Here is a 21,540-nt window from a genome sequence, read left to right on the forward strand (position 1 = left end):
ACGGGTTCGCTGCGGACTTACAATAGGTCGTTGGAAAGGCCGCCACCGGCGAGCGTATCGAGGGCCGCCTGCAGGAAAATTGCGGCCGCATGGCTGTCGATTTTCTCGGCGCGCTTGGCGCGGCTCATGTCCTGCCCGATCATCGCGCTTTCCGCGCTCTGTGTGGACCATCGCTCGTCCCACAACAGCACCGGCAGGCCGAAGGCTTCCGCGAGATTGCGGGCGTAGGCGCGGCTGGCTTGCGCGCGCGGACCTTCGCTGCCGTCCATATTGCGCGGCAGGCCGAGGACGAGGCCCGCTACATTGCGGCTACTCACGATCTCCTGCAGCTTGGCCTTGTCCTTGCCGAACCGTCCGCGCGGCAGAGTCTTGCCGGCGGTGGCGAAGCGCCATCCCGCATCACTGGTGGCCGTGCCGATGGTCTTGGTGCCGAGGTCGAGCGCCAGCAACACACCACCATCCGGCAGCGCGTCGCCATACTCCAGAGCGCTTTCGGTGATCAGGCGGCCGGGCTCTGCCATGCTTCGACCCGGGCGACGACGTCTTCCTGCAGGTTTCGCCAGAACAGAGGGATGTCGTAAACGTGGTAATTGTTGCCCGGCAAGACATAGTTGCCCATTTCCGGCGGCGGGCCGACCAGCAATAAGCCGCGGCTGTCGCAGCGGGCCGGGACATAGCTCGGCACCAGTTCGCCGTTCTCCAGCGAATCTTCCGGTACCAGTGTGCCGAGATTCCGCACGGCCGGAGCCGATCCGCCGATGCCGCCTGTCAGCAGATTGGTGCACAGGATCGTGCTTTCGCCGCGCGGTTGGCCGTCGAAACCGGTCGAACCCGAATAAGCTTCCAGGAGGTCGCTCGGATCGGCCGGTTCGGCATAGGTCGACCAGCTGAGGATGCAGCCGGCCTGGTCGGGTGTCGCGCAGGCGGGGAACGGTAATTCGGGCAGGTCGCGCTCCACCGAAATCGGCCAGCCGACGACATAGACCGCAGCGACACGATCGGCGATCGGCTTGCCCGCGATCTCCTCGCGCATCAGCCGCAGCAGGTGCAGCGCGCCCTGGCTGTGCCCGGCGATCACGATCGGCGTGTCTTCATCGACGCTGTCACGAAAGAACGCGAATGACTGGGCGACATCGGCATAGGCTGCATCAAGCGCGCTCTGTGCGTCTTCGCTGTCGCTCAGAAACGCGCCGACGGTCGCCTGGCGATAGCGCGGGGCCCAGATTTCGCTGGCGCGGTTGAAGGGACTGGCGAGCCCGCGAATGAACAGCCGCGCGCGGTCATTGGCTTCCTCGTCGTCGAGCGGGGCGTTCCAGGCGGCTCGCTCGGTAAAGCTGGTCGGATGGACGAAGAAGACGGCGAAGTCCGGTGTGTCGCCTTCGCTCGGCAGGGGAACGGCGCGCTCTCCCTCGCGCAAGGCGGGTTGCCAGCGGGCCGGATCGTCGGTGCCCTTGCCGGGACGCGAGAACCACATCTCCGGATCCTGATAGGCATTGTCCGCCAGCGGATCCTGCTCGACGAATTCCGTCGAGGGCACAAGCGCGAGCTCGGTCAACTCGCGCGACCAGATATTGAGGACGAAGCCGCCTGCGACCACCAGGATCGCGATACCGGCGACGAAATAGAGGAACTTACGAACCATCGGTGTCCTGCGTTGCCAGCCGGGCCTCGCGTGCCCGAGCCTGCTTTATCTCGTTCTGCTCGGAACGGCGTTCAAGGGCCACCTTGATCATAGCCATCAGCGGATCGGCCAGGAACAGACCGAGGATGCCGAACAGGATGCCCATGATGAGCTGGAACCCGAGCACCAGCGCCGGTGCGAGGTCGACGGTCTTCTTCGCGATCATCGGTATCACGATGTAACCGTCGACGTTCTGGACCAGGAAATAGACGACCAGGGTGTATATGCCCATGTCGTACCCGCCGGAAAAGCCGACGGTAATCATCAGCACCCCTGAAACGATCGCCCCGATATTGGGGACGAAGGCCAGCAGTCCGGTGAGGATCGCAAGCAGGGCCGCCATCGGCACCGTGCCGATCCCGATCAACTGCGCCACCACCGTCAGCATGATGTAGGTAAAGATGCCCTCGATCAGCATGCCGACCAGCCGCCCGGCCATCAGGCGGCGCAGGGTATATGCCATCTTGACCAGCGTGACATGCAGCTCGCGCCGGTTCTGGCGCGGGGCCATCCATTCGACGCCGCGCTCGTAGAGATTGGGGTCGAGCGCGACATAAAGGCCGATGATGACGATCAGCACCGCCGATGTAAGTCCGCCCGCAAGCCCCGTGAGCGCGCGGGTGACCGTGCCGACGCCGCTTGCCAGTTGCCCGGCGATGGCCTGCAAATCGGCTTCCTTGACGCCCAGTCCGTTCGCCTGTGCCCATTCGAAGACTTCGGTCGCCTGCCCCTGGATAATCGCGGGCAATGTCGCCGCCTGCTGCGCGATCTGGCTGCCCGCAAATGCGCTGAGCCAGGCGAGGAAGACGACCACCAGCAACAGCACGGCGATGACGCGCACCGGGCGCGGCAGGGGCGCGACACGGCCCATCAGGCGGGCGCCGCCATCGATCATGGCCGCGAAGACCAGCCCGCCGAAGATTACCAGCAGAGACTGCGAGATATAGACGGCAAGGAAGGCGAGTCCGGCGACGCCGACCCAGATGCCAGCGCGATAGGCCTCCAGCCGAAGCTGCGGATTATCGATATAGGAAGGGCTGGCGCCGAGATCCTCGACGTGGTCCGGGTCGGAATAATCGGTGTTGTCGCGCTCGCTCACGTTTCCCCGTCGGCTGTTGCGGTCGTTTCGGCCTTGGCCGGCCGCAGGGTCGACCATGCGCGGCCCTCGCGCAAGGCGCTCCACCAGCTGAAAGGATTCCAGTTGGCGGTGCCGTCGAGCGAGAAAGTTATGAATTCGGCGCGCCCGCCGATATTGGCCAGCGGCACCGGCCCGCCGAGCCCGCCGCCGATCGGCGAGACCGGCGCGCGGCTGTCGGCCGAATGATCGCGATTGTCGCCCATCACAAAGACGTGATCGTCGGGAATGACCGTCGCCGGATAGCTCTCGAGCCCGAGCACGTCGGGCGCGTCGATGATAAGATAGGACACGCCGTTGGGCATGGTTTCGCGATAGGTCGGGACGCGGCAGGCCTCTTCGCCGCCCTGCGTTGCAACGACTTCGAATTCCATCTCGCTGCAATCGTTGTTGAGATCGAACGGCAGGTCTAGCGAAGGCTCCATCTCGCGGCGCACTTCGGTGCCGTTGAGAATGATCCGCCCGTCGCGCACTTCGATCGTGTCGCCCGGCAGGCCGACCACGCGTTTGATGTAATCCTCGTTGCGCTCCGGGTGTACGGGGATAACGATATCCCCGTACTCGGGCGTCGATCCGAACACGCGCCAGTCGCCACGCGGCAACAGGTGGAAGCTGACCGAGGACCAATTGTAGCCATAGGGATATTTGGTCACCACAAGCCGGTCTCCGACCAGCAAGTTCGGCATCATCGATTGCGAAGGAATGTAGAACGGCTTGGCGACAAAGCTGTGGAACATCAGCACCGCGAAGAGCATCAGCCCGAGCCCGCGCAATTCGGCGAACCAGTTGACCTTTTCTTCGCTCTTTTTGATGTCGGTATCGGTCACTTGGGTGGGGGTACTCGTCGTCATATCCGGTGGGCCTCGATGATCACGAAGGCCTGCGCCCATGGGTGATCGTCGGTGAGGGTGAGATGAATGGATGCCTCATGGCCATCCGGTAGCAATTCCGCAAGCCGAATAGCGGCCCCGCCGGTCAGCGCAAGCGTCGGCGCGCCGGATCGCGCGTTGACCACGCCGATATCCTTCATGAAAACACCGCGCCTGAAGCCGGTGCCGACCGCCTTGCTGAAGGCCTCCTTGGCGGCGAAGCGCTTGGCATAGGTGCCCGCAATCGTGAACGGCCGCCGCCGCGCCTTGGCACGCTCGATCTCGGTAAAGACGCGGTTCTCGAACCGTTCGCCAAAGCGGTCCAGCGAGTTTTGGATCCGCTCGATATTGCAGAGGTCTGAGCCCAAGCCGATGATCACGAAGGTTCCTTCAAGCCGTCGCCCCGGACCTGATCCGGGGTCCCGCTTTCTTCAAGCGCAGGTCCCAAGGGAGCGGGACCCCGGCTCGGAGGCCGGGGCGACGGAGTTGTATAGTGGCCAACCATCACCGCGCATCGTCCATGAGCTCGCGCATTCTGCGCACGGCATTCTCCAGGCCGACGAAGACCGCCTCGCCGATCAGATAGTGGCCAATATTGAGTTCGGCCAGTTGCGGGATGGCGGCGATCGGTTGGACGTTTTCGTAGGTCAGCCCGTGCCCGGCATGGGGTTCGATACCGTTCTTGGCGGCCAGCGCGGACATGTCGGCGATGCGCTTGAGCTCGCTCGCCGTTTTGTCGCGATCCCCGTCGAGATGGGCATGGGCATATTCGCCCGTGTGGAACTCCACCACCGGTGCGCCGAGGCGCAGCGCGGCATCGAGCTGGCGCTCGTCCGCTTCGATAAACAGCGACACGCGAATGTCCGCCTCGCGGAGCTTGTCGACAATCGGCACGAGGGTGTTGTGCAATCCTGCCGCGTCGAGCCCGCCTTCGGTCGTGCGCTCCTCGCGCTTTTCGGGGACGATGCAGGCGGCATGCGGCTGGTGGCGAAGCGCGATCGCCAGCATCTCTTCGGTCGCAGCCATTTCGAGATTGAGCGGTAGGTCGGTTGCAGCCTGGATGCGCGCGAGGTCTTCGTCGCGAATGTGGCGGCGGTCTTCGCGCAAGTGTGCGGTGATGCCGTCGCCACCGACTGCCGCGACGATTTCGGCCGCGCGAACCGGGTCGGGATGGTCCCCGCCGCGTGCATTGCGGATGGTGGCGACGTGATCGATGTTCACGCCCAATCTCAAAGCATGGTGGCGGAGCGGCTGAGTCACTTCGCCCGGCTGCCCGGCTTGGTGACGGGGATCCTGGCCAGTCCCTCGGGCACTTCGCCGTTGGCAAAGGTCGGGAAGTTGATCTCCACCAGCGCATAGTAGGGCACGCCAAGGTCGGCTTCGCCCGCCGAGCGGTCGACCAGCGAAACTTCCGCGACGACTTCGCCGCCTTCGCGCTTCACCGCTTCGATCGCTTCGCGGCTCGAGAGGCCGGTGGTGACGACGTCTTCCACCATCAGAACCTTGGCCCCCGGCTCCAGCCGGAACCCGCGGCGCAAATGGAATTCGCCGTCGGGCCGTTCGAGGAAGATCGCGTCCTTGCCCAGCGCGCGGCCCATTTCGTGGCCGATAATAAGCCCGCCCATCGCCGGCGAGACAACGACATCGATTTCGCCTCGCAATTCGCGCGGCAGTTTCTGCGCCAGTGCCATGGCCAGCCGCCCGGCACGCTCGGGGTTCATCAGCACCCGCGCACATTGCAGGTAGTGCCCGCTGTGGCGGCCCGAGGAGAGCATGAAATGGCCTTCGAGCAGGGCTTCGCTGGCGCGGAATTCGGACAGTACTTCTTCGTCGGTCATGGCAGAAAAGCGGTATTTCCCTGGTCGTTGGGACGGGTTACAAGATGGTTGCAAAGGAGCGAACCGGGCTTGTGTATTTTTCTCCCTAGGGACGCTTGTGACTATCGGCAAGCGCGCGTATAGCGCGCCGCAAATGCCCCTTGATGGGCCGGTTCGGCTGCCAGTGGGGTGGCCATAAACGCAACATGGGAAGCGTCGAAAAGATGATCACCGCCACCAGGCTCCGTGAAACCACCCACGCCATCGCGCTGCTGTTTGCCGCGCTGCTGCTGGCTTTCGGCGCGCAGGCGGCGCTCGCGACAATTGCCGCCCCGACGCAGCCCGATGCAACGACGCCGGAAAGCGCGATGCCGGGTGAAACCGACCCGGTCACGGCGGAAGAAGCGGCGGCTGCCGATTCGAGCATCCCCGGCTACGAACCGCTCGGCCCCGAAATGATCAAGGGCCAGCCGACCGCCTTCGAAGACGATGCGCTCAAGAGCATGACGTTCCAGGACCAGTACAACGCCAACGGCGAATATGCGCTGTGGATGCATGACGCGATCCTGATGCCGATCATCACGATCATCAGCCTGTTCGTCCTCGGCCTGCTACTGTGGGTGGTCGTTCGCTATCGTCGTGGTGCCAATCCGGTAGCTTCCAAGACAACGCACAATACGCTGATCGAGGTCGTCTGGACCGTGATCCCCATCATCATCCTGCTGGTTATCGCTGTCCCGTCGATCTCGCTGCTGGCAAAACAGTATGAAACCCCGCCGAAGGACGCGATTACGATCAAGGCGACCGGTTACCAGTGGTATTGGGGTTATACCTATCCCGACCAGGGCGGCTTCGAGATTATTTCCAACATGCTCGACGAGGCCGACGCGATGGACAGAGGCCTGCCCGGGCAGTTGGCGGTCGACAACCGCATGGTCGTGCCGGTCGGCGTGCCGCTCCGCATCCAGACGACGGCGGCTGACGTGATCCACTCCTTCGCTCTGCCGAGCCTGTGGTTCAAGAACGACGCCGTTCCCGGTCGCATCAACGAAAAGATGCTGATCATCGACGAGCCCGGTATCTATTACGGCCAGTGTTCCGAATTGTGCGGCGCCCGCCACGGCTATATGCCGATCGCGGTCGAAGCGGTCCCGATGGACCAGTGGCGCGCATGGGTGATCGGGCAGGGCGGCAGCTTCGAAGATGCCGAAGTGGCTGCCGACGCGCGCGAGGAAGTCATCAATGCGCAGGATGGCGACGCAGCTGCTACAGATGCCGCCTCTACCGAAGGCGGTAGTGACGCTGCAGCCGCCGAATAATAGACCGACGACAAGAATTCACGCGAAAGAAGAGACCGAAAACGATGGCAACCACCGCAGAAGGCTTTGACGTCCATACCGACGATCACGCGCATGACGCGGACCACAAACCGGGCTTTTTCGCCCGCTGGTTCATGTCGACCAACCACAAGGATATCGGCACGCTGTACCTGCTGTTCGCGATCGTCGCGGGCCTCGTCGGCGGTACGATGTCGGGCGTGATGCGCGCCGAACTTGCCGAGCCGGGCATCCAGTATCTCGGCTGGTGGGTCGAATTCTTCGGCGGCGAAGCGAGCTTCGACACCAATCTGCATATGTGGAACGTGTTCATCACCGCTCACGGCCTGATCATGGTCTTCTTCATGGTCATGCCGGCGATGATCGGCGGCTTCGGGAACTGGTTCGTGCCGCTGATGATTGGCGCGCCGGACATGGCCTTCCCGCGCATGAACAACATCTCATTCTGGCTCACCGTGGCCGGTTTCCTCAGCCTCTGTTTCTCACTGTTCGTGCCCGGTGGCACGGGTCTTGGCGCAGGCGTGGGCTGGACCGTTTATGCACCGCTGTCGACCACCGGCTCGCAAGGGCCCGCCGTCGACTTTGCGATCTTCTCGCTGCACCTTGCAGGCGCGGGCTCGATCCTGGGTGCGACCAACTTCATCACCACCATCTTCAACATGCGTGCGCCGGGCATGACCCTGCACAAGATGCCTCTGTTCGTATGGTCGGTGCTTGTCACCGCCTTCCTGCTGCTGCTGGCGCTGCCTGTTCTGGCCGCAGCCATCACCATGTTGCTGACCGACCGTAACTTCGGCACGACCTTCTTCGATCCGGCCGGTGGCGGCGACCCGGTGCTCTACCAGCACCTGTTCTGGTTCTTCGGCCACCCGGAGGTCTACATCATGATCCTGCCGGGCTTCGGCATGGTCTCGCAGATCGTCGCTACCTTCAGCCGTAAGCCGGTCTTCGGGTATCTCGGCATGGCCTACGCCATGGTCGCGATCGGCGTCGTCGGCTTCATCGTGTGGGCGCACCACATGTATACCGTCGGCCTCAGCGTGAACACGAAGATGTACTTCACCGCGGCCACCATGGTGATCGCCGTGCCGACCGGTGTGAAGATTTTCAGCTGGATCGCCACGATGTGGGGCGGCTCGATGGAGTTCAAGTCACCCATGGTCTGGGCGCTCGGCTTCATCTTCCTCTTCACCGTGGGCGGTGTGACCGGCGTCGTGCTGGCCAATGGCGGTATCGACGACAACCTGCACGATACCTACTACGTGGTGGCGCATTTCCACTACGTGCTGTCGATGGGTGCGGTTTTCTCGATCTTCGCCGGTTTCTACTACTGGTTCCCGAAGATGAGCGGTCGCTGGCACAGCGAATTCCTCAGCCACGTCCACTTCTGGCTGTTCTTCATCGGCGTGAACATCGTCTTCTTCCCGATGCACTTCCTCGGGATGCAGGGCATGCCGCGCCGCTATCCGGACTATACCGCAGCCTATGCTTACTGGAACGAGATCGCGACGATGGGCTATTACGTCGTCTTCGCTTCGGTGATCGTGTTCCTCGTCAACATCGGCTACGCGCTCGTCGCCGGTCGCCGGGCGGAAGCAAACTACTGGGGCGAAGGCGCAACGACGCTCGAATGGAGCCTGTCGAGCCCGCCGCCGTTCCACCAGTACGAAACCCTGCCGGTGATCGAGGACCACCACGATTACCACCACCAGCTGCCCTCCAAAGGATAACGCCCCGGGCAGAGGGTAGGGCTGGCCCGACAACCAGATCGAGAGGGGGCGCATCGGCAACGGTGCGCCCTTCTTTCAAGAAAGACCGCAACGGAACCGATTGAACTCGACGATGACCACCGCCGCTTCCCCTGCAGCCCTCCCGGCCGATTGGCGCGATTTCTTCGCGCTGACGAAGCCGCGGGTGATGACGCTGGTGATCTTCACCGGCATCTGCGGGCTGCTGGCGGCGCCGGGCGCTATCAATCCGATCCTCGGCTTCACCGCCATCCTGTGCATCGCCATGGGCGCTGGCGGCTCGGCCGCACTCAACCAGTGGTGGGAAGCGGATATCGATGCCGGGATGAAGCGCACGGCCAAGCGCCCGCTGCCGTCGGGCCGGATGCAGGCCACCGACGCCCGCGATTTCGGGATCCTGATTTCCGTCGCGTCGGTCGGGATCATGGGGATCGCGATCAACTGGCTGTCGGCAATCATCCTTGCCGCCGCGATCGTCTATTACGCCGTCATCTACACCATCTGGCTCAAACCGCGTACACCGCAGAATATCGTCATCGGCGGCGGGGCGGGCGCGTTTCCGCCAATGATCGGCTGGGTCGCGGTGACGGGCGAGATCACGCTGATGCCGGTGCTGCTGTTCGCCATCATCTTCATGTGGACGCCGCCGCATTTCTGGGCGCTCGCGCTGTTCGTGAAGACCGATTACGAGAAGGTCGGCATTCCCATGATGCCGGTGGTGAAGGGCGAAGCGAGCACGCGCCGCCAGATCCTGGTCTATTCCATCCTGTTGATCCCCTTCGCCGTCGCGCCTTGGGCGATCGGCGCGACCGGCGCGATCTACGGCGTCTCCGCGTTGCTGCTGACCGGTGCCTTCGCGGCGCTGAGTGTCCCTGTGGCCACCCGGCGTCAGATCGAAGGCGATACGATGAAGCCGGAGAAGCGGCTGTTCGGATTCAGCATCCTCTACCTTTTCGCCCTGTTTGCCGCGCTTGTCGCGGACCGCTATCTCACCCCCCTGATCGAGAGCGCAGCATGACCCCCGAAGAGCAAGCCGAAATCGAGCGTCGCCGCAAGACCCGCAATCTCGCCCTGGGCGGCGTACTGCTGTTTTTCGTCGTTCTGTTCTATGCCATTACGATCGTCCGGATGGGGGATTGAGCATGGCGACCGCCCCGCAGGACAATTTCGTCGAACGCCAGAACCTCAAAGTCGGCCTCTACGCCTTTCTCGGCGCACTGTTCATGCTGGGCATGGGCTACGCCGCTGTGCCGCTTTACGACCTGTTCTGCCGGGTCACCGGCTTCGGCGGCACGACCCAGCAGGCCAGCGAGGCCGATGCGGCGATAGCCGAACGCATGGCAGCGGTGGCGGGGGCCCCGGAAATCTCGATCCGCTTCGACGCCAGCATCGCGCGCGGCATGCCGTGGGAATTCAAACCCGCGCAAGCCACCGACACCGTGCGCATCGGGCAGCGCGACCTCGCCTTCTACACGGCCAAGAACAATTCCGACCAGCCGATTACCGGGACCGCGACCTTCAATGTCGAGCCGGAACAGGCCGGTATCTATTTCAACAAGATTCAATGCTTCTGCTTTACCGAACAGACCCTGCAGCCGGGCGAAGACGTGCGCATGCCGGTGCTCTATTTCATCGATCCGGCCGCTATGGAGGACGAGGACATGGACGGTGTCGAGCAGATCACGCTCAGTTACACCTTCCACCAGAAGAAGGAGCGCGGCGAATAGCCGCCTCAACCCCCTAGACCCGCCGCCCGGGGGGCTTTAAGGGCAGCGACGACGGAACGACTAACGGGAAACGATTCATGGCCGGTGCCAAGAACCACGACTATCATATTCTCGAACCCGATATCTGGCCGCTGATCGGCTCGATCTCGGCGCTGACATTTACCACCGGCATGGTGCTGTTCATGCACGAAATGCCGAGTTGGCAGATCGTTCTGGGCCTCGGCATCGCGGGGCTGATCGCCACCTTCTTCTCGTGGTGGTCGAACGTCGTGAAGGAAGCTCACCGCGGCGATCACACCCCGGTCGTGCAATTGCACATGCGCTACGGCATGATCCTGTTCATCGCTTCCGAAGTGATGTTCTTCGTCGGCTGGTTCTGGGCCTTCTTCGATTTTGCACTTTTCCCAGCGCCGATCCGCGAATTGAGCGACAATGTCTGGGAGAATCTGATCGGCCAGGAAGGCGCGGCCGCGCTGGCGACTTTCCCGCCCGAGGGCATCGAAGTCCTCGACCCGTTCAGCCTCCCGCTGCTCAATACGCTGATCCTGCTGTGCTCGGGCACCACCGTGACCTGGGCGCACCACGCGCTGCTGCATGGGGACCGTGACGGGCTGAAGAAGGGCCTATGGGCGACCGTCGCGCTGGGCGCGCTGTTCACCGCCATCCAGGCCTACGAGTATGGCCTCGCGCCGTTCGGCTTCGGTGGCAACACCTACAGCTCGGCCTTCTACATGGCGACCGGCTTTCACGGCTTCCACGTCCTCGTCGGCACGATCTTCCTGATCGTCTGTCTGGTGCGTGCCTACAAGGGCCACTTCACTCCGCGCCAGCATTTCGGCTTCGAAGCCGCTGCCTGGTACTGGCACTTCGTCGACGTGGTGTGGCTGTTCCTGTTCGTCGCCGTCTACATTTGGGGCGGCTGGGGTGCGCCGGTTCACTGATGATCGGCCGCGATGCGGCTGACACGAAAGGGCGGCCCGCAATTCGCGCGGCCGCCCTTTTCGCTTCCTGACAGGACAATGACCTGATGCCCAAGTTCCCGCTGATCCCGACCGTGCTGGTGCTCGCCGCCGTGGCGACCATGATGGCACTGGGCGTGTGGCAGCTGGGCCGGGCGGACGAGAAAGAAGCTTTGATCGCGCGGTACCAATCTGTCGCGTCTGATGCGCCGCGGGTCGCGTGGCCGAAGACCGATCTAGCAGTCACGGAACGGCTCTACCAGCCGAGCAGCTTCTCATGCACCGATGTGATTGCTCGTCGCACGACCGCAGCCACGTCCGCAGCGGGTGCCAAAGGCCTCGCTCAGATCGCAACCTGCCGGATCGATGGTGGCGGCGAGGCGGAAGTCGTGCTGGGTTTCACGCGCCAGCCGGACGAAGGATCTTGGGTTGGCGGTGAGGTGACGGGTGTGATCGCACCCGGACCGCGCCTCGTGGCATCGCCGCCGCTGGCAGGCCTCGAACCCATCGCGCGTCCCGACCCGAGCGATCTTCCGAACAACCACCTCGCCTATGCCGGCCAGTGGTTCTTCTTCGCGCTGACGGCGCTGGTGATCTACGTGCTTGCGCTCAGGCGGCAGCAAGCAGGCGCGCGACGGGAAGGCGACTAACCCCTCTTCTTCAGAGGAGGGGCAATGAGACTTGGTGAACGAAGTGAGCCTAGTCGCAGTCGGTTGGTGATAGCGGCGCTCACGCCATTTTCCACCACCCCCAAATCCCCTCCTCTGAAGAAGAGGGGGCTTATCCATTCCAACCCCCTCTATCTTGCCCGCATGACTCCTCGCCGCTAACCCGCTCGCCACGATGCGCTATATCTCCACCCGTGGCTCTGCGCCCACGCTCTCTTTCGAAGAGGTCACGCTGACCGGCCTCGCCAGCGATGGCGGGCTGTATCTGCCGCAGGGATGGCCGAGCTTTAGTGCCGACGACATCCGCGCAATGCGGGGCCAGCCCTATGCCGAGATCGCCGCGCGGGTGATGGCTCCCTTTGTCGGCGACAGCCTGAGTTTCGAGGAACTGCGGGGGCTGACCGAGGAGGCCTATGGGCGCTTCTCCCATGCCGCGGTGGTGCCGCTGGTCCAGCTCGATCACCAGCATTGGCTGATGGAGCTGTTCCACGGGCCGACGCTCGCGTTCAAGGACGTGGCACTGCAGATGCTCGGCCTGCTGTTCGAGACCTTCCTCGCCCGGCGCGGCGAGCAGCTCACGCTCGTCGGCGCGACCAGCGGCGATACAGGCAGCGCAGCTATCGATGCGGTGGCTGGGCGCGACGGGGTCGAGATCTTCATGCTCCATCCGCAAGGCCGGATCAGCGACGTCCAGCGCCGCCAGATGACTACGGTGCGCGCGCCGAATATCCACAATATCGCCATCTCCGGCAGTTTCGACGACGGCCAAGCGGCTGTGAAGCGGATGTTCACCGATACTGAAATTGCGGGGAAGATCCGCCTCGGCGCGGTCAATTCGATCAACTGGGCGCGGCTGATGGCGCAAGTGGTCTATTACTTCACCACCGCCGTGCAGCTGGGCGCGCCCGAGCGCAGCGTGGCCTTCAGCGTCCCGACGGGAAATTTCGGCGATGTCTTTGCAGGCTATGTCGCGAGCAAGATGGGCCTACCCGTCGAGCAATTGATCGTTGCTACCAATGTGAACGACATCCTTCATCGCGCCTTATCCGACGGCGATTATTCGGCGGGCACTGTCACACCCACCGCCGCGCCGAGCATGGATATCCAGGTCAGCTCTAATTTCGAGCGCTTGCTGTTCGATGTCGGCGGGCGCGATGGCGCCGTCATGGCAGAGCAGATGCGCGGCTTCGAAACGTCGAAAGCGATGCAGCTCACCAATTCGCAGCGCGAAGGCGCGGCCACGCGTTTCACCAGCGTGCGCGTGGACCAGGATGCGATGGCGCATTCGATGCGGCGCGCCTTCGAGAATTCGGGCGAAGTGATCGACCCGCATACAGCGATCGGGCTTTATGCCGCTTATCAGGCTGACATCGCGCCCGACGTACCGATCGTCACGCTCGCTACCGCGCATCCGGCCAAGTTCCGCGATGCGGTCGAGCGCGCGACGGGCACGCGACCGCCGCTTCCCACGCGGGTCGGCGACCTGTTCGCGCGCGAAGAAGCCTGCACCGAACTGTCTGGCGATTATGACGAGCTAACGGACTTCATCCTCACCAATGCCGCGCAGGCTCATGGCTGAACTCGTCCGCGCGCCGCAGCTTATGGTCGGCGAGGGGTGGGAGGACTACGCCTTGCTCGATAGCGGCGAGGGGCGCAAGCTCGAGCGCTTCGGTCCCTACCGCTTCATCCGCCCTGAACCGCAGGCGATGTGGACCCCGCAAGATACCGACTGGCAGGCCGATGGCGAATTCATCCCCGGCGCGGACGAGGACGGCGGCGGGCGCTGGCACCTGTCAGGCGACGTGCCGGAGGAAGGATGGCCCCTGAGCTGGCGCGAGGCGCAGTTTTCAGCCTCGTGCACGCCATTCCGGCATTTGGGTTTCTTTCCCGATATGGCGCCCGTGTGGGACTGGATGCGGGAGCAACTTGCGGGCAAACCCGAAGCGCAGAACATGAACCTCTTCGGCTACACCGGCGTCGGCACACAGGCGCTTAGCCAGTGCGGCCCTGTCACGCATGTCGATGCGTCCAAGAAGTCGGTTGCACAGGCTCGCGAGAACGCGGAGCTGGCAGGGATGCAGGACCGCCCGATCCGCTGGCTCACCGACGACGCCGCCAAGTTCACCGCGCGTGAGGTGCGGCGCGGCAACCGTTATGACGGGATCATTCTCGATCCACCCAAATTCGGGCGCGGGCCGAAGAACGAGACCTGGCGCATCGAGGAGGGACTCAGCCCGCTGGTGCGCGACTGCCGCGCGCTGCTCGATGCCGACAGCCGCTTCCTGTTCCTCACCGTTTATGCTGTGCGCATGAGCAGCCTGTCGCTCGCCGGTCTGCTGGACGAGGTGTTTGCCGGGCTTCCCGGCACCGTCGAGCACGGCGATCTGGCCGTTCAGGAGCAGGGCAGCGGCCGGCTGCTCCCCACGGCGATCTTCGCGCGCTGGAGCAACGCCTAAGGCCCAACCCTGGTCCCTCCCGCAGGCGGGAGGGGAGCGAGACTTGCCAGCTTGCTGGCTAGTCGCAACGGGGTGGGTGCTGGACAGCGCAGACGCTAACTGCCATCGGGCCGTCGATGGCGGACGCTCTCACCCTCGAATTCGACGATATCGAGCACGACGTGCTGACCGGCATCTATTCCGAAGAAACCGGTCGCCCGCAGCCGCTGCGCATCTCGATCGCGGTCGATTACAAGGTCGCCGATCGCTACGATCCGGACACCCCGCTCGAGGCCAGCAAAAACTACATGGACCTGAAATTCGCTGCGACCGAGGCCCTGCCCGAAGGACTCCATTTCAAACTGATCGAATCGCTCGCCGACCACATTTGCGAGACACTCTTCCTGCAGGACGAGCAGGTTCTGGCGGTGACGGTGAAGATCGTGAAGCTCGCCATCGCCGAAAAGAACGAGAAGATCGGCATTACACTGCGGCGCGAGCGGCGCTGATATGGCGCAGGCGGTGCTGAGGGTGGATAGCCTGCCTGCGAGCGCTGTCGAGGCGGCGAACACCTTTCATACCGAATACCTGCCGCAAGCCGTCGATTTGCTCGAAGGCGATGCGGACAATCTCGTCATCGTTATGCCTGCTGCATTTTACGATCATGCCGATTGGCGTCGCGCCCTAGCGCGCGACCTTGCGCGGGCGCATACGCCCATACGGGTCAACGTGATTGGGAGCGATGACCCGGACGCCGTGACGGCTGCGCTGGCCTATTGCGACAAAGCCCGGGGTGTAACCGGACACTATCTTCCGCTGAATAGCCTAGGGGCGGGTGACCCGCTCGCGAGCAGCGGTTAGAGTGAGGCCATGGCAGCAAGCGAACTGATCGACACATTCGGACGGCGCATTTCCTATCTGCGCCTGTCGGTGACCGATCGCTGCGACCTGCGCTGCACCTATTGCATGCCCGAGCGGATGCAGTTCCTGCCGCGCGCCGAAGTGCTGACGCTGGAAGAGCTGCGCGACCTCGCCGTCGGCTTCATGCGGCGCGGCATCACCAAGATCCGCCTGACCGGCGGCGAACCGCTGGTACGGCGCGATGTCGTGGACCTGATCCGTGCGTTGGGACGACATGTCGGAGACGGGCTGGAAGAACTGACCCTCACCACCAACGGCACGCAACTGGCAGGCCATGCCCAGGCGATCGCCGATGCCGGTGTGAAGCGGATCAATATCTCGCTCGACACGCTGGATCGCGCGACCTTCCAGCGCCTCTCGCGCCGCGATGCCTTGGCGAGCGTGCTCGGTGGGATCGCCGCGGCCAAGGCGGCGGGTCTCAAGATCAAAATCAATACCGTCGCGATGAAAGGCGTGAACGGGCACGAAATCCCTGCGCTGATCGAATGGGCGCATGGCGAGGGACACGACGTGACCCTGATCGAGACGATGCCGCTCGGCGAGGTGGACGAGGATCGGACCGACCAGTTCCTGCCACTCGTAGCTGTACGCGAGTCGCTGGAAGCGCGCTGGACCCTCACGGACAGCGACCATCGCACCGGCGGCCCCTCGCGCTATGTCGAGGTCGCTGAAACGGGTGGCAGGCTCGGCTTCATCACCCCGCTCACCAACAATTTCTGCGCTGGCTGCAACCGCGTCCGCGTGACCGCGACCGGTCAGCTTTATCCCTGCCTTGGAGGGGGAGAACGCGTGGACCTGCGCGCCGCGCTGCGCTCCGACGATCCCGATAGCAATCTATCGACCGCGCTCGATACCGCGATGAAAATCAAACCCGAGCGGCATGACTTCCGTATCGGCGAAGGCGAAGAGCCCGCGCTAGCACGCCATATGTCCATGACCGGGGGCTGAGATGGCCATCACCATCCTCTTCCTCGGCCCCTTGCGCGATCTGGCGGGCGAGCAGGAGCGCGAAGTCGCCGCACCGCTTGACTGGCAGGGGCTCTTGGAAAGTGTCGGCCCGCAAGTCGCCGACCAATTGCAGCAGGACCGCGTCAATGTCGCCTGTGCGGGCACGGTGCTCGCTGATAAAACCGCGCTAGCCGCGCTGGACGGCGACGAGGTCGCGCTGTTGCCACCTGTCAGCGGTGGCTAGGCTCACGCTCAAGACTCCCGCCGATGTGCGGCTGCTCGACAAGGGCCTGTCGGCAGGCGAGGCGTTGGCCGCGTTCAATGCCAGCAATCCCGAAGCGGGGGCTATCGCCACGTTCGCAGGCAAGGTTCGTCCCGATGGCGGGGTGCAGGCGCTGGAGCTGTCGCATTACGAACTGCTCACGCTCCCGGGCATGAAGAAACTTGCGGCCGATGCGCTGACGCGGTTCGAATGCGCCGGGCTGCTCATCTGGCACCGTGTCGGTGTCATGACACCGGGCGAAACGATCGTGTTGGTCGCCGCCGCCGCGCCCCATCGTCGTGCCGCTTTCGAAGCGGTCGATTTCTGCATGGATTATCTCAAGAGTGCGTCCTGGTTCTGGAAGCGCGAGAAGCGCGGCGGCGAATGGCACTGGATCGAGCCGCGCCCCGAGGATTACGCCGACCGCAAACGCTGGGAGAGATAATCTACGCCATTTGATTCAGATCAAAGCTGCGCGAATCGAACCCTGCCACAAGACCTTCAAGACAAGAAGGAGTGGCCCAATGTCCGAACTGCTGACCCGTGATCTCATCGCCGACAAGGCGATTATCTATGACACCCATCCCGTCGACCCGCGCACCAATGCGCCGCGCGGATTTTTCGACCAGACTTTCGAACTGCCCGCGCGGCTCTTTGCTGCCAGCCTGGCGTTGTTCGTCGCCTTTCTTGCGGTGATGACCGTCGGCTTCGGCAATCCCGAATTGATCCTGCCGATGGCGATTTTCGGGATCTTTTTCGCAGGCTTTTACGGCATCCCCGTTTTGTTCGTACGGCAGGCCCCGAACGAATCGAACACCGGTCAAAGCTGGCGCGAGTTCAAGGCGCAGGGCGTCCAAACGCTGACCGGCCGCCTGCCTGCCAGCGAGGCGGCAATCCAGATGTTGATCCTGCCGGTACTGATCCTCGCCTGGGGCATCGCCTGCGTAACGATTGCGGCGCTGGTTTAGAGGCCCACTCCCACCAGCGCTTCAAGACGCGCGGGGTCGACGAGTTCGATCCCGCGCGCACCTTTCTTGGCGATCAGGCCGTCCTTCTCGAATTTGGACATTCTGCGGCTGACGGTCTCGATGGTGAGGCCCAGCATCTGCGCCATTTCGCCGCGGGTCAGCGGCAGGTCGAAGGCCTGGCTCGGATGGCACGGCGAATCGCTCGCCGCGCGCGCCATCGCCATGATCAGGCCTGCCAGCCGCGTTGCCGCATCCTGCTTCCCCGTCAGCTCGAGCAGTTCGCGCGCCGCATGCAGGTCGTCCTGCGACCGGCGCAGCATGGCGCGGGCGAGGGCGGGGTGCCGTTCCAGCGCCGCTTCCATTTCGCGGCGCGCGAAAACGCACAGCTCGCAATCGGTGAGCGCCACGACATCATGGTGGGCGAAGGGCTGGAACAACTCACCCACGAACCCTGCGGGATGGATCAGCGCAAGGATCCGCTCCTCGCCTTCGCGATCGACCGCGCTGACCTTCAGCGCGCCTCTCAGCAGCGTGGCGCAGGCATGATCCTCGTCGCCCGCTGCGAACAGCATCTCGCCCCGCTTGAGTTTAACAGTGCGCCCGGCGCGGGCCAGTTCGCCGCGCTCCGCTTCGGTGAGAACGGCACAGGCGGCGCGCTCCCTCACCGGGCAGGAGGCGCAGGCGAGGTTCATCGCGCAAGCGCGCCCTTCAACCGTCGGAGCACCGCGTCCTCCTCTTCGAGCAGCGCCTGGACCTGCGCCTGCGCTTCGACGATTTCGGCGCGCTGCTCGAGCTCTATCGCCCGACGCACCAGCAATTCGTCGAGGTCGGCCATCGGAACCGCCGTCAGGCTGCGCTGGCTATCGAGTTCCGAAATCGCGATCTGAGCCTCCGCCCAGCGGTCCGATGCCAATCCGGCGCCGCGGGCGGCCTCAACCCGTCGGCTTGCGGCCGGGGCGAGCGCGACGAAGGCGCGGTGCGCGCTTTGTGCCTGCGACTGCAATTGGACGAGGCGATCGAGCAACTCGGGCGCGGGCGGGTCCGGCTCGACGGGAGCGGCGGCCTCGCTCTCGGCAGGCGTAAAGCTCCCGCTCTGCCGCTCCGCGTCCCGGATGGCGAGCGAGGGGTAATCTTCTCCCGCCGATGCGCAGGCGCCCAGGCCTAATGCCGCAAAGAGGGGAAGGGCGGTGCGAGAGATAGGCATAGCGCTCCAATAGCATGTCGGGATGGAGGTGCCATAGTCATCGCATGGCCGACGCCATTGCAGAGCAAAAAAGCGACCAGCTTCGCGTTGACTTTGAGCGAGTCATCCCGTAACGGCACCCATCTTTCGGGGCCTCGCCAATGGCGGGTTGCCCGACGCGCCCTTCTCAAGCGGGTAGGGCACAGCAACACGAATGGAAGTTAAACCGATGTTCGCAGTAGTGCGCACGGGCGGCAAGCAATACCGGGTTGCCGCCGGAGACAAGATCGCAGTCGAAAAACTCGCTGGTGAAGCGGGCGAAACCGTCGTGCTGGACGATGTCCTGCTCGCCGGTGAAGGGGACGAGATGGCCGACGCCAGCAAGGTGACGGTGTCGGCGGAAGTCATCGCCCAGGCCAAGAGCGAAAAGGTCGTCGTTTTCAAGAAGCGTCGCCGCCACAACTATCGCCGCAAGGCCGGCCATCGCCAGCAGATGACCCTGCTGCGCATCACCGACATCGGTGAAGGCTCAAAGAAAAAGGCCGCGCCGAAGAAGGAAACCGCCAAGAAGGCCGACACCGGCGATGGCGCTGCGGTCGAGACGAAGAAAACCGCGAAGGAAGGCAAGAAGGCGGCCACGAAGACCGCTTCCGACAAGCCCGTCGCGAAGAAGGCTGCCCCTAAAAAGACGGCCGCCACGAAGAAAGCACCGGCCAAGAAGCCTGCCGCCAAGAAGGCAGCGCCCAAGGCCGCAGACAAGAAGTAAGGATCAGCAACCATGGCACATAAAAAAGCAGGTGGTTCGTCCCGCAACGGTCGCGACTCAGCCGGTCGCCGCCTCGGTGTGAAGAAGTTCGGCAGCGAAGCAGTCGTCGCCGGCAACATCATCGTGCGTCAGCGCGGCACCAAGTTCTATCCGGGCAGCAATGTCGGCATGGGCAAGGATCACACCCTCTTCGCGCTCGAAGATGGCGTGGTGCGATTCCACACCGGCAAGCAAGCGCGCAAATACGTGTCGGTAGACGCGATGGCGGAAGCTGCCGAATAATCGGACGATCAGACCGGGATCGTCCAGCGGGACGGTCCCAGTCGGCCACGAGCCGACAGACGTAGAGGGAGATGGGGCCGACCCGTCTCCCTCTTGTCGTTTCTCCCTCTCGTTTCGCCGGATCTTCGGGTCTGTATTCATGTAAGAGTCGCGTGCCCGGCCTAGGAGACCGGGGCGGGGCGATGAGGAGAGAAGCCATGTTTCATCGCAGTGAAAGACTATTCTTGCGGCCTCCGTTTGCCGAAGACTGGAAGGCTGTACTCGGCGGGATTGCCGACGAAGGTGTGGTCCGAAATCTTTCGCGCGCACCGTGGCCTTATGCTGCGACGGATGCGCAGTCGTTTGTCGCCATGGACATCGCCCCGAAACATCCGCGCTTTCTGATTACACGTGCGCGCGATGCGGCGTTGATCGGTTGCATCGGTATCGATGCCCAAGGCGTCGATACGGAACTGGGCTATTGGATAGCGCGACCGTTCTGGGGACAGGGCTTTGCGACGGAGGCAGGCCGAGCGGTTCTCGAGATTGCGCAGGCTCTGGGCCATACCCGGATCGTGGCAAGTCATTTCTTGGATAATCCTGCGTCAGGGAAAGTCCTGAGCAAGCTGGGCTTTCAACCGACTGGACGCATCGTGGAGCGGCACAGTTGCGGACGCGGAGAACCAGCAGCAACGGCAGAATATGCGCTCGATCTTCGAGAGATGCCGACGGTAACGCGCGTCGCGGCCTAGCTCCCTCTCCCAATGGGGGAGGGATACGCAGGCTCGGCGCGCAAGCGCCTAGCCGAAGTTGGGTGAGGGTTGATGACCTCAATGACCCTCATCCAAGCTTCGCTAGTTGCGGTGCAACAAGCTGCGCTATCGTTGGCCTTTGGCCAGCTTCGCTTCCTCCCATGCGGGAGAAGGTATTATTCCGCCGGCAGCAGCGCGTCTTCGAAGTCGCCTTCGTAAAGATTGATCAGTGCGCGGTCGTCTTCGTTCCAAGGGTGGAAACCGGGCATGAAGTACGCCAGCCAGCCGGGGATGATGCGGCGCAGGAAACCCGGCTTTACCAGCAGGTAATGCGCCAGCTTGAAACGCCATTTCCACCCCGTAAGCCCATCCTGTGCGAGCAGTTCCATCGTGTCTTCGCTGCGGTGCTTGATGAAGCGCACGGTTACGAGCAGCATCATCAGCGTCTTCACCTTCCAGCGCTTGAACCGGCTCCAGTCGTGGGTGGCGTGCAGCCAGGTATCATAGGCGACGCCCTTGTGCTCGACCTCTTCGGCCGAGTGCCAGCGCCACAAATCGCCGAGATCGCCGTCGGCACCTTCGAGATGGGCCGGGTTTTTGAGCAGTTCGTGGCCGAGCATGGCCGTGAAGTGCTCCAGCGCCATGGTCGCGGCAAGGTTGAGGATCTGCGGCCGGTCCTTGAGCTGCGCCAGCATTTCCTCGACCCGCTTGTCGATCGCCTTGATGTCATAGCCCTGATCTTCGGCAAGACGGTTGAAGGCGACATGCTCGCGCGTGTGATTGATTTCTTGGCGAACGAAGGCGCGGATCTCCGCCGTCAGCTTCGGATCGGCACCGTCGCGGAAGGCCTTGACCGATTCGATGAAGAAGGCCTCGCCGCGCGGGAAGGTGGCGGATAGCGCGTTGAACCATGCGCTCGCGACCGGATCGTTGTTGAGCCACCAGCGGCGCGCTTTGATGCCGCGCGCAAAGCGGCGGTCGCGCACCGTGATTTCCAGATCGTCAGGGGTAGGGGTCGCGCCGTCGGCAGCAATGGTCGTGTGGGCGTTCATCGTCGGTGGTCCTGATTCGTTACTGACATTAATGTAAGTATCACTACTGAC

Annotated in this window: 28 protein-coding genes; 18 read left to right on the forward strand and 10 right to left on the reverse strand. The window is 63.5% G+C overall.

Annotated features, from left to right (window positions below; all coding sequences use genetic code 11):
• Window positions 1–17: 17 nt before the first annotated feature.
• The 7 genes from ruvX to pyrE form a co-directional block, all read right to left on the reverse strand.
• Window positions 18–521: a Holliday junction resolvase RuvX gene (gene ruvX, locus EL2594_RS02655; RefSeq protein ID WP_011413506.1), complete on the reverse strand. Its 504-nt coding sequence runs from the start codon at window positions 519–521 to the stop codon at window positions 18–20.
• Window positions 500–1,642 (reverse strand): DUF3089 domain-containing protein, encoded by a 1,143-nt coding sequence (locus EL2594_RS02660; RefSeq protein ID WP_011413507.1) that lies wholly within the window; start codon window positions 1,640–1,642, stop codon window positions 500–502. The genes ruvX and EL2594_RS02660 overlap by 22 nt, the downstream gene beginning before the upstream one ends.
• A complete protein-coding gene (locus EL2594_RS02665) occupies window positions 1,632–2,837 on the reverse strand; it encodes an AI-2E family transporter (RefSeq protein WP_155805943.1) in 1,206 nt (401 codons plus the stop codon). The genes EL2594_RS02660 and EL2594_RS02665 overlap by 11 nt, the downstream gene beginning before the upstream one ends.
• Complete coding sequence (gene lepB / locus EL2594_RS02670; protein WP_011413509.1) at window positions 2,777–3,667, reverse strand: signal peptidase I; 891 nt, start codon at window positions 3,665–3,667, stop codon at window positions 2,777–2,779. The genes EL2594_RS02665 and lepB overlap by 61 nt, the downstream gene beginning before the upstream one ends.
• On the reverse strand, window positions 3,664–4,065 hold the full coding sequence (gene acpS, locus EL2594_RS02675; protein WP_011413510.1) for a holo-ACP synthase: 402 nt from the start codon (window positions 4,063–4,065) through the stop codon (window positions 3,664–3,666). The genes lepB and acpS overlap by 4 nt, the downstream gene beginning before the upstream one ends.
• Before the next feature lie 124 nt (window positions 4,066–4,189).
• Window positions 4,190–4,945: a pyridoxine 5'-phosphate synthase gene (locus EL2594_RS02680; RefSeq protein ID WP_041685008.1), complete on the reverse strand. Its 756-nt coding sequence runs from the start codon at window positions 4,943–4,945 to the stop codon at window positions 4,190–4,192.
• Window positions 4,942–5,523, reverse strand: coding sequence for an orotate phosphoribosyltransferase (gene pyrE / locus EL2594_RS02685; RefSeq protein WP_011413512.1), 582 nt, complete (start codon window positions 5,521–5,523; stop codon window positions 4,942–4,944). The genes EL2594_RS02680 and pyrE overlap by 4 nt, the downstream gene beginning before the upstream one ends.
• A gap of 203 nt (window positions 5,524–5,726) precedes the next feature.
• Between pyrE and coxB the strand changes: the two genes are divergently transcribed.
• The 15 genes from coxB (at window position 5,727) to EL2594_RS02760 (ending at window position 17,475) form a co-directional block, all read left to right on the forward strand.
• Window positions 5,727–6,821 carry a cytochrome c oxidase subunit II gene (gene coxB / locus EL2594_RS02690; protein ID WP_049762524.1) on the forward strand — a complete coding sequence of 365 codons (1,095 nt, stop codon included), beginning with the start codon at window positions 5,727–5,729 and terminating at the stop codon, window positions 6,819–6,821.
• 44 nt (window positions 6,822–6,865) lie between these two features.
• Entirely contained in the window at window positions 6,866–8,569 is a 1,704-nt protein-coding gene (ctaD, locus tag EL2594_RS02695; protein WP_011413514.1) for a cytochrome c oxidase subunit I, read from the forward strand.
• 112 nt (window positions 8,570–8,681) lie between these two features.
• Window positions 8,682–9,605, forward strand: a complete 924-nt coding sequence (locus EL2594_RS02700; protein WP_011413515.1) for a heme o synthase — start codon at window positions 8,682–8,684, stop codon at window positions 9,603–9,605.
• On the forward strand, window positions 9,602–9,727 hold the full coding sequence (locus EL2594_RS15730) for a hypothetical protein (RefSeq protein WP_011413516.1): 126 nt from the start codon (window positions 9,602–9,604) through the stop codon (window positions 9,725–9,727). Before EL2594_RS02700 ends, EL2594_RS15730 begins: the two co-directional genes overlap by 4 nt.
• Before the next feature lie 2 nt (window positions 9,728–9,729).
• Window positions 9,730–10,314, forward strand: coding sequence for a cytochrome c oxidase assembly protein (locus EL2594_RS02710; RefSeq protein WP_011413517.1), 585 nt, complete (start codon window positions 9,730–9,732; stop codon window positions 10,312–10,314).
• Between the two features lie 77 nt (window positions 10,315–10,391).
• Complete coding sequence (locus tag EL2594_RS02715; RefSeq protein ID WP_011413518.1) at window positions 10,392–11,255, forward strand: cytochrome c oxidase subunit 3; 864 nt, start codon at window positions 10,392–10,394, stop codon at window positions 11,253–11,255.
• Window positions 11,256–11,341: 86 nt separating this feature from the next.
• On the forward strand, window positions 11,342–11,923 hold the full coding sequence (locus EL2594_RS02720) for an SURF1 family cytochrome oxidase biogenesis protein (RefSeq protein WP_011413519.1): 582 nt from the start codon (window positions 11,342–11,344) through the stop codon (window positions 11,921–11,923).
• A 193-nt stretch (window positions 11,924–12,116) separates the two neighbouring features.
• A complete protein-coding gene (gene thrC, locus EL2594_RS02725) occupies window positions 12,117–13,520 on the forward strand; it encodes a threonine synthase (protein ID WP_011413520.1) in 1,404 nt (467 codons plus the stop codon).
• Window positions 13,513–14,397 carry a class I SAM-dependent methyltransferase gene (locus tag EL2594_RS02730; RefSeq protein ID WP_041685010.1) on the forward strand — a complete coding sequence of 295 codons (885 nt, stop codon included), beginning with the start codon at window positions 13,513–13,515 and terminating at the stop codon, window positions 14,395–14,397. The genes thrC and EL2594_RS02730 overlap by 8 nt, the downstream gene beginning before the upstream one ends.
• Window positions 14,398–14,513: 116 nt before the next feature.
• Window positions 14,514–14,885, forward strand: coding sequence for a dihydroneopterin aldolase (locus tag EL2594_RS02735; RefSeq protein ID WP_011413522.1), 372 nt, complete (start codon window positions 14,514–14,516; stop codon window positions 14,883–14,885).
• Between the two features lies 1 nt (window position 14,886).
• Entirely contained in the window at window positions 14,887–15,237 is a 351-nt protein-coding gene (locus EL2594_RS02740) for a Rossmann fold domain-containing protein (RefSeq protein WP_011413523.1), read from the forward strand.
• Window positions 15,238–15,246: 9 nt separating this feature from the next.
• Window positions 15,247–16,245 carry a GTP 3',8-cyclase MoaA gene (gene moaA / locus EL2594_RS02745; protein ID WP_011413524.1) on the forward strand — a complete coding sequence of 333 codons (999 nt, stop codon included), beginning with the start codon at window positions 15,247–15,249 and terminating at the stop codon, window positions 16,243–16,245.
• A gap of 1 nt (window position 16,246) precedes the next feature.
• On the forward strand, window positions 16,247–16,489 hold the full coding sequence (locus EL2594_RS02750) for a MoaD/ThiS family protein (protein WP_011413525.1): 243 nt from the start codon (window positions 16,247–16,249) through the stop codon (window positions 16,487–16,489).
• Window positions 16,482–16,952 carry a molybdenum cofactor biosynthesis protein MoaE gene (locus EL2594_RS02755; protein ID WP_011413526.1) on the forward strand — a complete coding sequence of 157 codons (471 nt, stop codon included), beginning with the start codon at window positions 16,482–16,484 and terminating at the stop codon, window positions 16,950–16,952. The genes EL2594_RS02750 and EL2594_RS02755 overlap by 8 nt, the downstream gene beginning before the upstream one ends.
• A 79-nt stretch (window positions 16,953–17,031) precedes the next feature.
• On the forward strand, window positions 17,032–17,475 hold the full coding sequence (locus tag EL2594_RS02760; RefSeq protein ID WP_011413527.1) for a hypothetical protein: 444 nt from the start codon (window positions 17,032–17,034) through the stop codon (window positions 17,473–17,475).
• Here the strand turns inward: EL2594_RS02760 and EL2594_RS02765 are convergent.
• Together EL2594_RS02765 and EL2594_RS02770 are read right to left on the reverse strand one after the other, a co-directional pair.
• The gene (locus EL2594_RS02765; RefSeq protein WP_011413528.1) at window positions 17,472–18,167 is read right to left on the reverse strand and encodes a Crp/Fnr family transcriptional regulator; all 696 of its coding nucleotides are present in this window, start codon (window positions 18,165–18,167) and stop codon (window positions 17,472–17,474) included. The two genes, EL2594_RS02760 and EL2594_RS02765, sit on opposite strands and share 4 nt — an antisense overlap.
• Window positions 18,164–18,679 carry a hypothetical protein gene (locus EL2594_RS02770; RefSeq protein ID WP_011413529.1) on the reverse strand — a complete coding sequence of 172 codons (516 nt, stop codon included), beginning with the start codon at window positions 18,677–18,679 and terminating at the stop codon, window positions 18,164–18,166. The genes EL2594_RS02765 and EL2594_RS02770 overlap by 4 nt, the downstream gene beginning before the upstream one ends.
• A 208-nt stretch (window positions 18,680–18,887) precedes the next feature.
• Between EL2594_RS02770 and rplU the strand changes: the two genes are divergently transcribed.
• From rplU to EL2594_RS02785, 3 genes are all read left to right on the forward strand, one after another.
• Window positions 18,888–19,424 (forward strand): 50S ribosomal protein L21, encoded by a 537-nt coding sequence (rplU, locus tag EL2594_RS02775; RefSeq protein ID WP_041685598.1) that lies wholly within the window; start codon window positions 18,888–18,890, stop codon window positions 19,422–19,424.
• Window positions 19,425–19,436: 12 nt separating this feature from the next.
• The gene (rpmA, locus tag EL2594_RS02780; RefSeq protein WP_011413531.1) at window positions 19,437–19,706 is read left to right on the forward strand and encodes a 50S ribosomal protein L27; all 270 of its coding nucleotides are present in this window, start codon (window positions 19,437–19,439) and stop codon (window positions 19,704–19,706) included.
• 182 nt (window positions 19,707–19,888) lie between these two features.
• On the forward strand, window positions 19,889–20,437 hold the full coding sequence (locus EL2594_RS02785; RefSeq protein ID WP_233994303.1) for a GNAT family N-acetyltransferase: 549 nt from the start codon (window positions 19,889–19,891) through the stop codon (window positions 20,435–20,437).
• Between the two features lie 176 nt (window positions 20,438–20,613).
• On the opposite strand, the gene EL2594_RS02790 is transcribed toward EL2594_RS02785, so the two are convergent.
• Window positions 20,614–21,489, reverse strand: a complete 876-nt coding sequence (locus tag EL2594_RS02790; protein ID WP_011413533.1) for a metal-dependent hydrolase — start codon at window positions 21,487–21,489, stop codon at window positions 20,614–20,616.
• Window positions 21,490–21,540 lie beyond the last annotated feature (51 nt).

This window comes from Erythrobacter litoralis HTCC2594, from assembly GCF_000013005.1.
Taxonomy (GTDB): domain Bacteria; phylum Pseudomonadota; class Alphaproteobacteria; order Sphingomonadales; family Sphingomonadaceae; genus Parerythrobacter; species Parerythrobacter litoralis_A.

Bases quoted from the DNA above. Each gene is read 5' to 3' on its own strand.
- EL2594_RS02715 (WP_011413518.1), top strand. From the start codon at position 10,392: ATGGCCGGTGCCAAGAACCACGACTATCATATTCTCGAACCCGATATC.
- rplU (WP_041685598.1), top strand. From the start codon at position 18,888: ATGTTCGCAGTAGTGCGCACGGGCGGCAAGCAATACCGGGTTGCCGCC.
- EL2594_RS02665 (WP_155805943.1), bottom strand. From the start codon at position 2,837: ATGGTCGACCCTGCGGCCGGCCAAGGCCGAAACGACCGCAACAGCCGA.
- moaA (WP_011413524.1), top strand. From the start codon at position 15,247: ATGGCAGCAAGCGAACTGATCGACACATTCGGACGGCGCATTTCCTAT.
- EL2594_RS02790 (WP_011413533.1), bottom strand. From the start codon at position 21,489: ATGAACGCCCACACGACCATTGCTGCCGACGGCGCGACCCCTACCCCT.
- EL2594_RS02710 (WP_011413517.1), top strand. From the start codon at position 9,730: ATGGCGACCGCCCCGCAGGACAATTTCGTCGAACGCCAGAACCTCAAA.
- EL2594_RS02750 (WP_011413525.1), top strand. From the start codon at position 16,247: ATGGCCATCACCATCCTCTTCCTCGGCCCCTTGCGCGATCTGGCGGGC.
- ctaD (WP_011413514.1), top strand. From the start codon at position 6,866: ATGGCAACCACCGCAGAAGGCTTTGACGTCCATACCGACGATCACGCG.
- EL2594_RS02730 (WP_041685010.1), top strand. From the start codon at position 13,513: ATGGCTGAACTCGTCCGCGCGCCGCAGCTTATGGTCGGCGAGGGGTGG.
- EL2594_RS02765 (WP_011413528.1), bottom strand. From the start codon at position 18,167: ATGAACCTCGCCTGCGCCTCCTGCCCGGTGAGGGAGCGCGCCGCCTGT.
- coxB (WP_049762524.1), top strand. From the start codon at position 5,727: ATGATCACCGCCACCAGGCTCCGTGAAACCACCCACGCCATCGCGCTG.
- EL2594_RS02740 (WP_011413523.1), top strand. From the start codon at position 14,887: ATGGCGCAGGCGGTGCTGAGGGTGGATAGCCTGCCTGCGAGCGCTGTC.
- EL2594_RS02735 (WP_011413522.1), top strand. From the start codon at position 14,514: ATGGCGGACGCTCTCACCCTCGAATTCGACGATATCGAGCACGACGTG.
- lepB (WP_011413509.1), bottom strand. From the start codon at position 3,667: ATGACGACGAGTACCCCCACCCAAGTGACCGATACCGACATCAAAAAG.
- EL2594_RS02720 (WP_011413519.1), top strand. From the start codon at position 11,342: ATGCCCAAGTTCCCGCTGATCCCGACCGTGCTGGTGCTCGCCGCCGTG.
- EL2594_RS02770 (WP_011413529.1), bottom strand. From the start codon at position 18,679: ATGCCTATCTCTCGCACCGCCCTTCCCCTCTTTGCGGCATTAGGCCTG.
- EL2594_RS02760 (WP_011413527.1), top strand. From the start codon at position 17,032: ATGTCCGAACTGCTGACCCGTGATCTCATCGCCGACAAGGCGATTATC.
- thrC (WP_011413520.1), top strand. From the start codon at position 12,117: ATGCGCTATATCTCCACCCGTGGCTCTGCGCCCACGCTCTCTTTCGAA.
- EL2594_RS02785 (WP_233994303.1), top strand. From the start codon at position 19,889: ATGAGGAGAGAAGCCATGTTTCATCGCAGTGAAAGACTATTCTTGCGG.
- ruvX (WP_011413506.1), bottom strand. From the start codon at position 521: ATGGCAGAGCCCGGCCGCCTGATCACCGAAAGCGCTCTGGAGTATGGC.
- rpmA (WP_011413531.1), top strand. From the start codon at position 19,437: ATGGCACATAAAAAAGCAGGTGGTTCGTCCCGCAACGGTCGCGACTCA.
- EL2594_RS02660 (WP_011413507.1), bottom strand. From the start codon at position 1,642: ATGGTTCGTAAGTTCCTCTATTTCGTCGCCGGTATCGCGATCCTGGTG.
- EL2594_RS15730 (WP_011413516.1), top strand. From the start codon at position 9,602: ATGACCCCCGAAGAGCAAGCCGAAATCGAGCGTCGCCGCAAGACCCGC.
- pyrE (WP_011413512.1), bottom strand. From the start codon at position 5,523: ATGACCGACGAAGAAGTACTGTCCGAATTCCGCGCCAGCGAAGCCCTG.
- EL2594_RS02700 (WP_011413515.1), top strand. From the start codon at position 8,682: ATGACCACCGCCGCTTCCCCTGCAGCCCTCCCGGCCGATTGGCGCGAT.